Origin of the sequence: Alkalicaulis satelles (assembly GCF_008630495.1) — a bacterium.
Taxonomy (GTDB): Bacteria; Pseudomonadota; Alphaproteobacteria; order Caulobacterales; family Maricaulaceae; genus Oceanicaulis; species Oceanicaulis satelles.
Map to the genome: position 1 here is coordinate 768884 of NZ_VWOJ01000002.1, position 14517 is coordinate 783400.

Below are 14517 nucleotides of genomic sequence, written 5' to 3' on the forward strand. Positions count from 1 at the left end.
TGCGGCGCCCAACCTCAACACAGGAGCCGGTGATGACCCACTTTCCCGCCATGCGCGCCCATGAAGGCGTCTGGGAGGGGGTTTACACCCATCTCGATACTGACGGCGCGGTGGTCGACCGGCATAAGGCGCGGGTGATCTGTGACTTCCCGGCTTCCGGCGATCCTTTCTACGTCCAGCATATTCGCTTTGAGTGGCCGGACGGGCGGCTGCGCGAGGACCGGTTTGACGGGCGCATTTCAGGCGATGAGATCGTGTTCGACACGCCCACATTCTCCGGCCGGGCCTGGGAGAGCGCAGGGCTGGTCCTGCTCAATCTGGACCGCAAGGACGAGCCGGGCGCCCATTTCACCGAAATCATCGTCATGGCTCCGGACGGGCGCACCCGCGCGCGCACCTGGCACTGGTTCAGGGACGGCGTACTGGTCCGCCGCACGCTGTGCGATGAGAGGCGGGCGGGCTAGACTCCAGACGTTAAATCACTCTCTCCCCCGCCGGCTCGCGCAGATTATAGCGCGAGGCCATGACCGCGCCGTAGGCGCCGGCTTCGGCGATGAGCATCACGTCGCCCTCGCGCGTCTCGGGCAGCAGGCGTTCAGCGCCTAGCAGGTCCGCGCTTTCGCAGATCGGGCCGACCACCGAGGCGAGGCCGGCGCCGGGCTCATCCAGGCGGGTGAGGTTCACGATCTCATGGCGTGCGCCGTAGAGGGCGGGGCGGATCAGCGAGTTCATGCCCGTGCCCAGCCCGATAAAGCGCGCCCCGAAGGCGTGCTTGACCTGGGTGACGCGCGCCAGCAGCACGCCGGCTTCGGCCACTGGATAGCGCCCGGGCTCCATCCACAGCTCGAAGCGCGGATGGGCTTTTTTTAGCAGCGCCAGCTGGGCGTCCACTTCGGCCAGATCAAGGGCGGGCGCGTCGGGGCTTTCAGGCACGCCGAGCCCGCCGCCGCAATTGAGGATGCGCGCATCCGGGAAATGGCGCGCCGCATTGGCCAGGATCGCGCCGATCTCGCGCCAGTGATCGGCCTCGGTCACGCCAGACCCGGCATGGGCGTGCAGGCCGATAACGCGCACGCCTGCGGCCTCGGCGGCTGCGCGCGCTTCGTCCAGGGCTTCGAGCGGAATGCCGAACTTGGCCTTGGGCCCGGCGGTCTTGACGTGCTGGTGGTGTCCGCGCGGGCGGTCGGGATTGACCCTCAGGATCACCTCCGCCCCGCGTAAAGTCTCCGCCCAGTGGGTGAGCGGGTGTAGCCCGTCAATGGTCAGATGGGCGCCAAAGGCGCGCGCGGCCTCATACTCGCTGCGATGGGCGAAATTGGGCGTGAACAGCACCTCGTCCGGGGTGAGGTCTGAAAACGTCTCCTGCAGCCGCGCGATCTCGCCGGGGGACACGCACTCAAATCCGAGGCCCGCTGCGCGGATGGCGCGCAAGACGTCGCGGTGGGCGTTGGCCTTCATGGCGTAGAAGGCGCGCGAGAGCGACTGGATACCCGCCACGGCGCGTGCGCGCGCGCTGACGGTTTCAAGATCGTAGACATAGAGCCCGCCGGTATCGGGCGCTGCGTCGAGAAGTGCGGCGCGCTTCGTGCGCCACCAGGGCGCGGACCGGGCCGGGCGCGCATCGGCGGGGCGGGCGAGCTCGGCCCAGCTTGGACCGAAGACCGGGCCTTCGGGCGCCGGGCTGATCAGTTCCTCATGCAGGCGCTTGGCCAGCGCTGCGCCTTCGGCCTCGTCCACCACGACGGTGAAGTTGAGATCATTGGCGGCCTGGCTGACCAGCCGGATCGGCTTGTCCTGGAACATTTCCAGCGCCGGGGCCAGCTGGTGGAGAATGCGCCGGATGCCATAGCCCAGAAGGCTCACGGCGGCCGCGTTCTCGATAATGCGCACCCGGCACAGCGGCGCCAAGGTCTCGCGCAGGCGCTCCAGCCGCGCCGCGTCCAGGCCCGGATCGGGATCGAGGCTGACGGTGACGTTGGTTTCCGAGGTGGAGACCAGATCCACCGACACCCCGCACGCCTTGAAGCCGGCGAACACATCGGCGAGGAAACCCGCCTGGCGCCACATCCCTGAGCCTTCCATGGCCACCAGGCGCACCCCGGTTTTGACCGAGACGGCCTTCAGGCGCGGGGCGTCATCGCCGGGCGAGGCGCTGATGGTTGTGCCGGCGAGCTCCGGGCGCAAGGTGGAGCGCACCTCCAGCGGGATGTTGGCCCGGCGCGCCGGGCCGATGCAGCGTGGATGCAGCACCTTGCCGCCCATGGTGGCGATTTCCTGCGCCTCTTCATAGGAGAGCGCGCGCAAATGCCTGGCCCCTTCGGTCAGGCGCGGATCGGCGCTGAACAGGCCGGGCACGTCGGTCCAGATTTCAAGGCGCGCGGCCCCGATGCGGGCGGCGAAATAGGCCGCCGAGGTGTCCGACCCGCCCCGGCCCAACAGCACCGTGCCGCCATCGCGGTGGCGCGCGATAAAGCCCTGGGTGAGGACCAGCTGCGCGTTTGCCAGGCGCGCCTGCAGGGCGGGATCGGCGTCCTCGCCGGCGCTATTGTCGAGCCATGCGCGCGCCTCGTCGGCGGTGTTGAGGGCTACCAGCGCCTCGCGCGCGTCCAGCGTCTCGGCTTCGAGCCCTGCGCCCCTGAGGCATTCGAGACCCAGCACGCTCGCCATCAGCTCGCCCTGGGCCATCAGCTCGGCGCGCAGGCGCGCGCTGGCCTCTCCCGAATAGGCGATGCCGGCGGCGCGCCGGGTGATGAGATCGAAGGGTCCGGCCAGCAGCGCGTCCGCGTCCAGCCCGGCCTTGGCCGCGAAGGCGCGGTGTGCGTCCTTGACCGCTTCGGCTGCGCCCTCGCCCGCGCCCGCCAGCGCGGCGGCGGGCAGGGCTTCAAGCAGGTTGGACACGCCCGCCAGCGCTGAGTGCACGATCAGAACCCGCTCGCCGGCGTCCAGCCTTTCGCGCGCAATATCGGCGATCACACGCCAGCGCTCGGGCGCGGCCACCGACGTGCCGCCAAACTTCATCACCACCCAGGGGCGGGCCGAAGCGGACCAGTCAGCGGACGGGGGGCGGGATGCTGAAGCGGGCATGGGTCAGGTCTCGGACAAGAAAAGGCCGGTCACGGGCGAAGCCGTGTCACATAGCGCGCATGCTGCACCGCGAAAAGGCGTTTAGCGCGGAAGCGCGGCCTGGGCCGCCGCGCCCGCTGTGTCCCTTACGAAAACGCCTGCAGGCCGGTCATGGCCCGGCCGAGGATGAGGGCGTGCACGTCGTGGGTGCCCTCATAGGTGTTCACGGTTTCCAGATTCATGGCATGGCGCAGGATATGGTATTCCTCCGCGATGCCGTTGCCGCCATGGATGTCGCGGGCCTCGCGGGCGATGGCCAGCGCCTTGCCGCAATTATTGCGCTTCATCAGGGAGATGGCCTCGGGCACGAAAGCGCCCTCGTCGAGCAGGCGGCCCAGCTGTAGCGCGCCCTGATAGCCCAGCGCGATTTCGGTCTGCATGTCGGCGAGCTTTTTCTGCACCAGCTGGGTGCCGGCGATGGGCTTGCCGAACACCACGCGCTCCATGGCGTAGTCGCGGGCGGCGCGCCAGCAGAATTCCGCCGCGCCCATGGCGCCCCAGGCGATGCCGTAGCGCGCCTTGTTGAGGCAGGAGAACGGCCCGCGCAGGCCCTTCACATTGGGCAGCAGCGCGTCTTCAGGCACCAGCGCGTCGCTTAAAGAGATCGAGCCGGTGATAGAGGCGCGCAAGGACAGCTTGCCCTCGATCTTCGGGGTCTCGAAGCCCTTCACCCCGCGCTCCACGACGAAGCCGCGGATGACGCCGTCCAGCTTGGCCCACACCACAGCCAGATCGCTGATGGGCGAATTGGTGATCCACATCTTGGACCCGTTGAGCAGATAGCCGCCCTCGACCTTTTTCGCCGTGGTGCGCATGGCGCCCGGATCCGACCCGCCATCAGGCTCGGTCAGGCCGAAACAGCCCACCCATTCGCCGGTAGCGAGTTTGGGCAGGTATTTGCGTTTTTGCTCTTCAGTGCCGAACGCCTCGATCGGGTACATGACCAGCGAGGACTGCACGCTCATGGCCGAGCGATAGCCTGAATCCACCGCCTCCACCTCGCGCGCGATCAGGCCGTAGGCCACGTGGGAGAGCCCTGCGCCGCCATATTCCTCGGCCACCGTGGCGCCCAGAAGGCCCAGCTCGCCCATCTCGGTCATGATCTCGCGGTCAAAGCGCTCCTCGCGATAGGCGCTGATCACGCGCGGCAGCAATTGCTCGCGGCAATAGGCGCGCGCGGCGTCGGAAATCATGCGCTCCTCCTCGCTCAGCTGGTGATCAAGATGGAGCGGGTCCTCCCAGGAAAAGCTCAGCGAAGTCTCGTGTGCGGCGTCCAGCGCGGCCATGGTCATCTCCTCGTCAGGTCCAAACCATCGCCGCCAGTCTGAGGCGGGGGCTTGGGTCAGAAATGTTATAAAGATATATCCTTTGCCCGAAAACCGTTTCGGCGTGTAGTCTGGCAGTGTGGTACTGAGGGCAAGCTATGGCCGCAACCCTTGTTGAAAAGATCCTCGCACGCGCCGCCGGGCGCGACGCGGTGTCGCCGGGCGACATCGTGACCATCGGCGTGGATCTGGCCATGGCCCATGATTCGTCCGGGCCCCGCCGCTGGCAGGCCCGGCTGGAAGCGCTGGGCGCGCGGCTGTGGGATCCGGACCGCGTGGTGATCGTGTCGGATCATTATGTCCCGGCTGTCGACGCCGAATCCGCCGCCATCCTGAAACAGACCCGCGCGTTTGCGCGCGACTATGGCGTGAAGCATTTCTACGACATGAAGGGCATCTGCCATGTGATCCTGCCCGAGAACGGGCACGTGATCCCCGGCATGGTGATTGCGGGCGGCGACAGCCACACCACGAATGCCGGCGCGTTCGGCGCCTATGCGGCGGGCTTTGGCGCCACCGACATGACCGCCATAGCCGCCACGGGCGAGACCTGGACCACCGTGCCGGACACCATCCGCGTGGAGATCACCGGGACCCTGAGCGACGGCGTCACAGCCAAGGACGTGATGCTCGCCCTGTGCCGGGATCTGGGCATGGGCAATCACTTCAAGGCGGTGGAGTATGACGGCGAGGCGGTGCGCGCCATGGACATGGAGGCGCGCATGGTGCTGGCCAATATGGCCGCCGAGCTGGGCGCGGAGACGGGCCTGATCGCGCCGGATGACGTGACGCTCGCCCATATCCGCGCCCATGGCGGGACCGTCGGGGATGATGCGCCCGACCGCTGGCGCTCCGATGGTGATGCGGTGTTCGCTCGGACCTTCAAGCTCGACGGCGCGGCGCTCGCCCCCCAGGCCGCCGCGCCCCATTCGCCCGCCAACAGCGCCGATGTGGGCGATCATGACGGCGCGCGCATTGATCAGGCCTATATCGGCGCCTGCGTGGGCGCCAAGCTCTCCGATCTGCGCATGGCCGCTGCGGTGCTCAAAGGCCGCAAGATCGCGCCTGGCGTGCGGCTTCTGGTGGCGCCGGCCTCGGCGCGGGTGACGGCGGCGGCGGCCAAAGACGGCACGCTGGAAACCCTGATCGAGGCGGGTGCGGTGATGCTGCCCTCGGGCTGCGGCGCGTGCGCCGGGCTGGGCGCGGGGCTGCTGGCGGCGGGGGAGGTGTGCATCTCCTCGACCAACCGTAATTTCAAGGGCCGCATGGGCCACAAGGACGCCTCGGTCTATCTGGGCTCGCCCTACACCGTGGCGGCCAGCGCCATTGAGGGCCGGGTGGCCGATCCGCGCCCCTTCCTCACCGGACGGAGGGCGGCGGCATGAGCGTGCGCGAGGGCCGGGCCTGGGTCTATGGCGGCGGGATCGACACCGATCTCTTGGCCCCCGGCTACGCCATGAAGAAAAGCCCTGAAGAGCTGGCCAGGCACACGCTGGAAGCCGTCGATCCGGATTTCGCGGCGCAGGTCCGGCCCGGCGACATGCTGGTGGCGGGCGAGGATCTGGGCATCGGATCCAGCCGGGAGCAGGCGGCCATATCGCTGAAGACGCTGGGCGTGTCGGCGGTGATCGCGGCGAGTTTTGCGCGCATTTTCTATCGCAATTGCATGAATATCGGCCTGCCCGCCATGCGCTTTGATCCGGCCGGGCGCATCAAGACCGGCGACCGGCTGCGCTTTGATCTGGCGGCGGGGCGCCTCGACAATCTGACCACAGGCGAGGGCTGGACGGTGGCGGCCCTGCCGCCGCACCTCATGGCCATGATCGCGGAGGGCGGGCTGATGGCCAGCCTGGCCCGCCGCTTTAACCCAGAACCACAAGACGCCGGACACGGCGCGGCCCCAGGGAGCCTCACATGACCGATCTCAAGACCCGTCTGGCCGCTGACGGCCCCGCCGTGCTGGCGCCGGGCGTGTATGACGCGCTCAGCGCGCTGCTGGTGGCCGAGGCCGGGTTCGAGGCGGCCTATCTGTCGGGCGCCTCCATCGCCTACACCCAGCTGGGTCGGCCCGATCTGGGCCTGGTCAGCGCCAAGGAGGTGGCCGACACGATCGCGCGCATCCATGAGCGCACGCCCATCCCCCTGATCGTCGACGCCGATACCGGCTTTGGCAATGCGCTCAATGTGCAGCGCACGGTCAAAACCTTCGAGCGCGCGGGCGCCAGCGCCATCCAGCTCGAAGACCAGCAATTGCCCAAGCGCTGCGGCCATCTGGCCGGCAAGAGCCTGGTCAGCCTGGCCGAAATGGCCGGCAAGGTGCGCGCGGCGGTCGATGCGCGCGCCAGCGAGGCCACCTTGATCATTGCGCGCACCGACGCCATCGCCGTGGAGGGCTTCACCGCCGCGCTGGAGCGCGCCGAAGCCTATCTCGAAGCCGGAGCCGACATCCTGTTCATCGAGGCGCCCCAGGACATGGCCCAGATGAACGCCGCCGCCGCCCGCTTTGCCGGCCGTGCGCCGCTGCTGGCCAATATGGTGGAGGGCGGACGCACGCCCCTGCGCACCCTGGACGATCTGTCCGCGGCCGGATACCGCCTCGTGATCACGCCGGGCGCGCTGGTGCGCGCCCTGGCCTTCATGGCCCGCGACTTCCTGGCTGCCCTGAAAACCGACGGCGCCACAGCGCGATACCGCGACCGCATGCTCGATTTCGGCCAGCTCAACACGCTTCTGGGCATCGACGAGATGAAGGCCGACGGGGAGCGCTATGATGCGGGCGAAGCGCCCAAGGCGGCGGAGTGAGGGGGGCGCCGGCGAGGGCCGCGTGAGAGTTTCCGCGAAAAACGCCCCGGAACGGTTCTTATCATTGTTATCACCATCCCCCTTCTGCGCCCACCCGTCCCGCGGGTGCGGGGATGATGGGCGCTTCCGCTCGCGAGGCGCGGGGCGTGGGTCTGCGTGAGCCATGGGCGGGAGTTTAGGCCCGGGCGGGGTTGGGGTGGATAAGGGGGGAGCTCACAGGCGCCGGACATCATTTCAGCGCTACCCTCTCCACCTCGCGTTTCCCCGGCGTTCGCCGGGAAAACGCAAAATGGAATGCGCGCGGACAATCCTTGGGTGCGGGAGATCGCTCCAGCGTGACCTGACCCATATCTGCCTTCCCGGAATGGGCGAAGCCCATATCCGGGATCCAGCCCCCGTAAGGCTCTACCGCCTCAGCGGCGGCGCACGACCGGTGGATGGGTCCCGGGTCTCCCCCGGATCAAGTCCGGGGCCGCCCGGGAAAACGCAAGACGCTGAGCGCGTAGAGGATCACCGCGCGCTGGCGCCTACCCCTCACCTTACCTCTCCCCTCCAGAGGGGAGAGGGGGCTTTGACGCTGAATTCTTCTCGGAACTGCCAGTCGCCTGGCTCAAAGGATAAATCGCTGCGCCCGAAGCCCCCTCTCCCCCATGGAGATGGGGGAGAGGTAAGGTGAGGGGGTGCGGGAGATCGCCGGGCGCTTGCCTCTCCACCCCACCCGAGCCGGAGCGATGCTCCGGCCCACCCTCCCCATCAAGGGGAGGGAAAAGACCCACACCCCCCGTAATTCTATAACGCACAGACAAGCCCCGCGCCCGCGTGCTAACCCTTTGCGCTCACGATGGTTTGTGCGGGAGTATGGGTGATGGCGGGATGGATGGCGCGGGGCGCGGCCGGGATGGCGGCGGGTGCGATGCTGGCGCTGGCGGCGTGCGGCGAGCCTTCGGGCACGCGTGAGGCCGGGAACGAGGCGGCGGGCGAGGCGGCGGCGGGGGCTGATCGCTGGGGCCAGACCCGGGCGGCGGATGCCGTCTTCACCGTGATGACCAGCGGCACGCCCATTGGCGCGCTGGAGGTCTGGCGCGAGGCGGACCGCTACGCCATCGGCTACGAGTTCCGCAATAACGGGCGCGGGCCGACCTTTGAGGAGGCCATCCATCTGGGCGCCGGCGGCCATCCCGTCCACTGGACGATTGAGGGCGCGACCACGTTCGGCAATCAGGTGGACGAGCATTTTCATCGCGAGGACGAGGGCGAGGGTGACGGCGCAGCGCACTGGCGCGATTCCACCGGCGAGGGGCAGGCTCACCCCGGCGGCCCGGCGCTCTATGTGCCGCAGAACGCCAGCCCCTATGCGCTGGGACTGGCTGCGCGCGCGCTGATGGCCGCGCCCGGGCGCACGCTTCCGGCCCTGCCCGGCGGGCAGCTGCGGCTGGACCCGGTGGAGACCCTCGAGGTGACGGGTGCAGACGGCGCGGTGCGCCAGGTGCAGGCCTGGGCCCTGTCAGGCGCCAGCCTCAACCCGTCCTGGGTGATCATGGATGGCGACCGGTTCTTCGCCAGCGTCTCGCCGCGCTTTGCCGTGATCGCCCAAGGGTTCGAGGGCGAGGATGCGCGCCTGCGCGAGCGCGCCGGCGCCTGGGAGGCCGAGCGCTATGCCGGTATCCAGAGCCGCGTCGCCCGGCGCTATGACGGGCCGGTGCGCATCGCCGATGTACGCGTGTTCGATCCCGATGCGCAGGCGCTGACGGCGCCGGTGTCGGTGCTCATCGAGGGCGAGCGCATTGTGAGCCTAGACGCGCCGGATGTGCGCCGCGCGGGCGAGACGGTCATCGATGGCGCGGGCGGAACGCTGGTCCCCGGCCTGTTTGAAATGCATGCGCACTTAGGCGAGACGGCGGCCTTCCTGAATGTGGCTGCGGGCGTGACCAGCGTGCGTGATATGGGCAATGACAATGACAGCCTGGACCGGCTGGAAGCGGAGATCGAAGCCGGGCGCATGGCGGGGCCGCGCATTTTCCGAAGCGCCTTCATCGAGGGGCGCAGCCCGTTCAACTCCAATTCCGGCGTGCTGGTGGATTCGGTGGAGGACGCCGTGGCCGCCGTTCACGCCTATGCCGACCGGGGCGGGTTCCACCAGATCAAGATCTACAACTCCATGAGCCCGGACTGGATCCCCGAGGTGATCGCCGCGGCGCGCGAGCGCGATATGCGCGTGTCCGGCCATATCCCGGCCTTCACAAACGCCGACGCCATGATCGCGGCGGGCTATGACGAGATCACCCATATCAACCAGCTCATGCTGGGCTGGGTGCTCGATGCCGACGAGGACACGCGCACGCTGCTGCGGCTCACCGCGCTGAAACGCCTGCCGGATCTCGATCTGGACAGCGCAGCGGTGAATGCGACGCTGGATGCGATGGCCCAGCGGGGCGTGTCCATCGATCCCACCCTGGTGATACATGAATCGCTTCTGCTGTCGCGCAATGGCGAGATCAATCCCGGCGCGGTGGATTATATCGACCACATGCCGGTGGCGAGCCAGCGCTCGGCGCGCAGCGCCTGGGTGGCCATTGAGAGCGAGGACGATGACGCGGCCTATCGCGGCGCGTTCGACCAGATCCTCGAAACCCTGCGCCGCATGCGCGAGCGGGGGATTTTCCTGGTGCCCGGCACCGATACCGGCGGCTCCTTCACCTATCACCGCGAGCTGGAGCTCTATCAGGAGACCGGGATGAGCCCGGCGGAGATTCTCGCCTGGGCCGGCCATGGCATGGCCGATTATCTGGGCGCTGGCGATGAGCTGGGCCGTATCGCGCCGGGCTATTACGCCGATGTCTTCCTCATCCCCGGCGATCCGACTGAGGACCTGAAGGCCATCAAGACCATCTCCATGGTGATGGCTGACGGCGTCGTCTACTTCCCCGAAGAGATCTATCCCGAGTTCGGCATCAGACCGTTCGCCGCGGCGCCGTCGGTGAGCGTGGCGGGGGATTGAAGGGGCTCTGCCCTCTCCACCCGCGTTTCCCCGGCGAACGCCGGGAAAACGCAAAATGGAAAGCGCGCGGATAATCCTTGGGTGCTGGCGCTGCACCCCTCACCTTTATCCTCTCCCCTCCAGAGGGGAGAGGGGGCTTAGGCGTTGAGATTCTTTCGGAAAAGCCTGATCCCAAGCCCAAAGGATAAAGCGCGGCGTGGATGACCCCTCTCCCCCATGACCATGGGGGAGAGGATAAAGGTGAGGGGGTGCGGGAGATCAGTAAAGCTCGCCCCGGCCCACATCTGCCTTCCCGGAATGGGCGAAGCCCATATCCGGGATCCATCCCCCATAGAGTCCGACCGCCTCAACAGTGGCGAATGACCGGTGGATGGGTCCCGGGTCTCCCTGCGGTCGCCCGGGAAGGCAGGTTTAAGCATCCACCTCCGCTTCCAGCGCGAACTCCTGGATGAAGTCGCGGCGAGGTTCGACCAGGTCGCCCATGAGCTTGGAGAACAGCTCGTCGGCGGTGTCGGCTTCCTCGATGGAGACCTGCAGGAGCGAGCGCGCCTCGGGGTCCAGCGTGGTTTCCCACAGCTGGGACGGGTTCATCTCGCCCAGACCCTTGTAGCGCTGGATCTTGAGGCCCTTGGCGCCAGACGCCTGGACCGCGCGCACCAGCTGGGCGGGGGTGTGGATGATCGTCTCCTGGCCGCGCTGGCGGAACACGGCGGGGCCGCCATAATCGCCGGCAATGGCCATGGCCCGCTCGGCCAGGCGCCGGGCGTCGGGGCTGGCCAGCACCCGGTCGTCCAGCGTCACGCTTTCGGTCACGCCGCGCACCTCGCGCGCAAACACGATGCCGCCCTCGGGCGCCGGACCGCCGGTCCAGCCGTCCTCGCCCTCGTCGGCCATGGCCGCCAGGCGCCTGGCGGCGGCCTCGATGGCGGAAGCTTCCGCATCAGGGCTGAGCGCGCCGGACAGGGCGGCGGCTTCCAGCGCGAACATGGGCGCGCGCGCGGCCAGGCGTTCGAGCGACAAGAGCACGCCGCGCGCGGCCTTGACCCGTCCGGCCAGATCGGCGCCGGTGATGCTGGCGCCGCTGGCCAGCTCCAACACCGCCTCGCTGGCGCCTTCCTCGATCAGGAAGGCGTCCATCTCGGCCTGATCGGTGAGATAGCGCTCCGACTTGCCCCGGCTCACCTTGTAGAGCGGCGGCTGGGCGATATAGAGATGGCCGCGCTCGATCAGCTCGGGCATCTGGCGGTAGAAGAAGGTCAGCAAGAGCGTGCGGATATGGGCGCCGTCCACGTCGGCGTCGGTCATGATCACGACCTTGTGGTAGCGCAGCTTGTCCAGATCGAGCTGGTCGCGGCCAATGCCCGCCCCCAGCGCGGTGATCAGCGTGCCCACCTGGTCTGAGGACAGCATCTTGTCGAAGCGCGCGCGCTCCACATTGAGGATTTTGCCGCGAAGGGGCAGCACAGCCTGGTTCTCCCGGTTGCGGCCCTGCTTGGCCGAACCGCCGGCCGAATCGCCCTCCACGATGAACAGTTCGGAGCGGGCGGGATCCTTTTCCTGACAATCGGCCAGCTTGCCGGGCAGGGAGGTGATGTCCAGGGCGCTCTTGCGCCGGGTCAGCTCGCGCGCCTTGCGCGCGGCCTCGCGCGCGGCTGCGGCCTCGACGATCTTGGCGACGATGGCCTTGGCCTCGGACGGGTGCTCCTCGAACCATTCCGACAGCGTGTCATAGACCGCGCCTTCCACCGCCGGGCGGACCTCGCTGGACACCAGCTTGTCCTTGGTCTGGCTGGAGAATTTCGGGTCGGGCACTTTCACCGAAAGCACGCAGGTCAGCCCCTCGCGCGCATCATCGCCGGTGATGGCGACCTTGGCCTTGGCAGCGGCGCCGGAGGTGGCCGCATACTGGTTGATCACCCGGGTCAGGGCGCCGCGGAAACCGGCCAGGTGCGTGCCGCCATCGCGCTGGGGGATGGTGTTGGTGAAGCACAGCATGGTCTCGTGATAGCCGTCATTCCACTGCAGGGCGGCTTCCACCGAGACGCCGTCGCGCTCGCCCGCGATCAGCACCGGTTCGGGGAACAGGGCCGAGCGGTTGCGGTCGAGATGCTTGACGAAGGCGGCCACGCCGCCATCATATTGCAGCACTTCCTCCACCGGCTCGGCCTCGCGCTCGTCGCGCAGCACGATGCGCACGCCCGAATTGAGGAAGGCCAGCTCGCGCAGGCGGTGGTGCAGGCGCGAGCGGTCGAACACGATTTCAGAAAAGGTCGCCTCACTGGGCAGGAAGCGCACGCTGGTGCCCTTGCGGCCATTGGCGTCGCCGGTGACGCGCAGATCCTCGCCATTTTCCGGCTCGCCCAGCCGGAAGCGCATATAGTGCTCCTTGCCGTCGCGCCAGATGGTGAGATCGAGCCAGTCCGACAGGGCGTTGACCACCGACACGCCCACGCCGTGCAGGCCGCCGGAGACCTTGTAGGAATTCTGGTCGAATTTTCCGCCCGCATGGAGCTGGGTCATGATCACCTGGGCCGCCGAGACGCCCTCGCCGGCGTGAATCTGGGTGGGGATGCCCCGCCCGTCATCGGTGACCGAGGCCGAGCCGTCGGCGTGCAGGGTCACGGTGACCTGGCTGCAATGGCCGGCCAGCGCCTCGTCGATGGCGTTATCGACCACCTCATAGACCATGTGGTGAAGGCCCGAGCCGTCATCGGTGTCCCCGATATACATGCCCGGCCGCTTGCGCACGGCGTCCAGCCCCTTGAGGACCTTGATGGAGTCCGCGCCGTATTCCTGATTCGGGTTCTCTGACATGGGTGTCCTTTTAGAGGGTTTCGCGCGCGCGCGCGAGGGCGCTCAGCGCACCAGCAACACAAGCCCGACGCCCGCCAGCACCAGCCCGGTGACCAGATCCGCCCAGCGCCGCACGCCGCGCGCCGCCATCCAGCCGCGCGCCCGGTCGGCCAGCGTCACATGCACCCCGGCGGTCAGCGCGAACATGATGAGCATGATCGCGACCATGGCCAGATAGCTGGCCGCATCCACGCGGGAGAGATCAAAGAAGGCGGGCAGGAAGGCGAGATAGAACACGATGGGCTTGGGATTGGTCAGCGGCATGGCCACGCCCGCCGCCAGCGTGGCCGCCAGCCCGCCCGGCGTCACGCGCGGCAGGGGCGCAGCGGCCTTGGCCGGGCGCCAGACCCCGCGCAAGGCGCCATACGCGAACCAGAACAACAGCCCCGCGCCCACAAGCCGCGCCGCCCAGAACAGGCCGGGCTGATCAGACGCCAGCTGGGCGGCGGCGGCGAGGCCGAACACCGCCACGGTGAGCCAGAACAGATCGCCGATAATGATCCCTGCGCCATAAACCCAGCCATGCACAGGCCCGGCGTCCAGGGTGCGCGCCACCATGGCCAGATTGCCCGGCCCCGGCGTGAAGAACAGCACGAAAATGGCGCCGGCGAAGGCGGCGAGCGAGGCGAGGGTCATGGGCCGCAGAGCTAGGCTGTCCGTTCGCGCCCGCCAAGCCCGCCGCGCAGGGCTTGGCGGGAACGGGCGGGCGGGGTAACCAGCGTGCGATGATCATGCCTGAACCGGAGGCCCCATGCTGTTTGCTGTCACCTGTACCGACCGGGCGGGCGCCCTGTCTGTACGCCTTGAAAACCGCGCGGCCCATCTGGCCTGGGCGGGCGCGCCGGACTCGCCGGTGAAAATGGGCGGGCCGCTGCTCGATGGCGAGGGCCAGCCCGCGGGCTCGCTCCTGATCGTGGAGGCCGAGGATGGCGAGCATTTGCGCGCCATTCTGAAAGAGGACCCCTACGCCAGGGCGGATCTGTTCGCCGATGTGGTCTGGATGCCTTTCCGCTGGACGCTGAATCCGCCGCAGGGGCTGGCGTGAGCGCGGCCCTGCCCGCGCCGGGCACGGCGCTGAAAGCCCTGGACGCCATTCCCGATCCCGGCGGCGCGCCGGCCGATTACGCGCCTGCGCCGATCCTCATCGTGCGCAGCGGCGAGACGGTCACCGCCTTTCTCAATGTCTGCCCCCATCAGGGCCGCCCCCTCTGCTTGCCATCCGGGCGCACGCTGGTCAGCGAGGGCCGGTTTCTGGTCTGCCCGTTCCATGGCGCCAGCTTTGATATCGCCACCGGCGCCTGCGCTGGCGGCCCGGCGGGCGGATCGCGCCTGACCGCGGTGCCGGTGCAGGTGGCGGACGGGATGGTGGTTGCGGCCTGATCTGACGCCGCCTGCGGCAAGCCGGACCTTGCCTGA

The 14517-nt window shown here is 68.4% G+C and carries 11 protein-coding genes; 7 read left to right on the plus strand and 4 right to left on the minus strand.

All coding sequences use genetic code 11. The features are described 5' to 3' along the window. Positions 1 to 32 precede the first annotated feature (32 nt). Complete coding sequence (locus F1654_RS09340; RefSeq protein ID WP_150023247.1) at positions 33 to 464, plus strand: hypothetical protein; 432 nt, start codon at positions 33 to 35, stop codon at positions 462 to 464. A 10-nt stretch (positions 465 to 474) separates the two neighbouring features. Here F1654_RS09340 and F1654_RS09345 read toward each other — a convergent pair whose 3' ends face one another. Both F1654_RS09345 and F1654_RS09350 read right to left on the minus strand, forming a co-directional pair. After that, positions 475 to 3084 (minus strand): bifunctional aspartate kinase/diaminopimelate decarboxylase, encoded by a 2610-nt coding sequence (locus F1654_RS09345; RefSeq protein WP_150023248.1) that lies wholly within the window; start codon positions 3082 to 3084, stop codon positions 475 to 477. A gap of 125 nt (positions 3085 to 3209) precedes the next feature. Continuing rightward, positions 3210 to 4409, minus strand: coding sequence for an acyl-CoA dehydrogenase (locus tag F1654_RS09350; protein WP_150023249.1), 1200 nt, complete (start codon positions 4407 to 4409; stop codon positions 3210 to 3212). A 137-nt stretch (positions 4410 to 4546) separates the two neighbouring features. Between F1654_RS09350 and F1654_RS09355 the strand changes: the two genes are divergently transcribed. From F1654_RS09355 to F1654_RS09370, 4 genes are all read left to right on the plus strand, one after another. Continuing rightward, positions 4547 to 5833 carry an aconitase/3-isopropylmalate dehydratase large subunit family protein gene (locus F1654_RS09355; RefSeq protein ID WP_150023250.1) on the plus strand — a complete coding sequence of 429 codons (1287 nt, stop codon included), beginning with the start codon at positions 4547 to 4549 and terminating at the stop codon, positions 5831 to 5833. Then, positions 5830 to 6366, plus strand: coding sequence for a LeuD/DmdB family oxidoreductase small subunit (locus tag F1654_RS09360; RefSeq protein ID WP_150023251.1), 537 nt, complete (start codon positions 5830 to 5832; stop codon positions 6364 to 6366). Before F1654_RS09355 ends, F1654_RS09360 begins: the two co-directional genes overlap by 4 nt. After that, positions 6363 to 7250 (plus strand): isocitrate lyase/PEP mutase family protein, encoded by an 888-nt coding sequence (locus F1654_RS09365; protein WP_150023252.1) that lies wholly within the window; start codon positions 6363 to 6365, stop codon positions 7248 to 7250. The genes F1654_RS09360 and F1654_RS09365 overlap by 4 nt, the downstream gene beginning before the upstream one ends. 865 nt (positions 7251 to 8115) lie before the next feature. Beyond that, a complete protein-coding gene (locus F1654_RS09370) occupies positions 8116 to 10248 on the plus strand; it encodes an amidohydrolase family protein (protein ID WP_150023253.1) in 2133 nt (710 codons plus the stop codon). A 411-nt stretch (positions 10249 to 10659) separates the two neighbouring features. Here F1654_RS09370 and gyrB read toward each other — a convergent pair whose 3' ends face one another. Further along, positions 10660 to 13062, minus strand: coding sequence for a DNA topoisomerase (ATP-hydrolyzing) subunit B (gene gyrB / locus F1654_RS09375; RefSeq protein ID WP_150023254.1), 2403 nt, complete (start codon positions 13060 to 13062; stop codon positions 10660 to 10662). Positions 13063 to 13104: 42 nt separating this feature from the next. After that, positions 13105 to 13737, minus strand: a complete 633-nt coding sequence (locus F1654_RS09380) for a LysE family translocator (protein WP_150023255.1) — start codon at positions 13735 to 13737, stop codon at positions 13105 to 13107. A gap of 115 nt (positions 13738 to 13852) precedes the next feature. On the opposite strand from F1654_RS09380, the gene F1654_RS09385 reads away from it, so the two are divergent. Together F1654_RS09385 and F1654_RS09390 are read left to right on the plus strand one after the other, a co-directional pair. Beyond that, on the plus strand, positions 13853 to 14146 hold the full coding sequence (locus F1654_RS09385; protein WP_150023256.1) for a YciI family protein: 294 nt from the start codon (positions 13853 to 13855) through the stop codon (positions 14144 to 14146). Next, on the plus strand, positions 14143 to 14481 hold the full coding sequence (locus F1654_RS09390; protein ID WP_199200525.1) for a Rieske (2Fe-2S) protein: 339 nt from the start codon (positions 14143 to 14145) through the stop codon (positions 14479 to 14481). The genes F1654_RS09385 and F1654_RS09390 overlap by 4 nt, the downstream gene beginning before the upstream one ends. Positions 14482 to 14517: the final 36 nt, after the last annotated feature.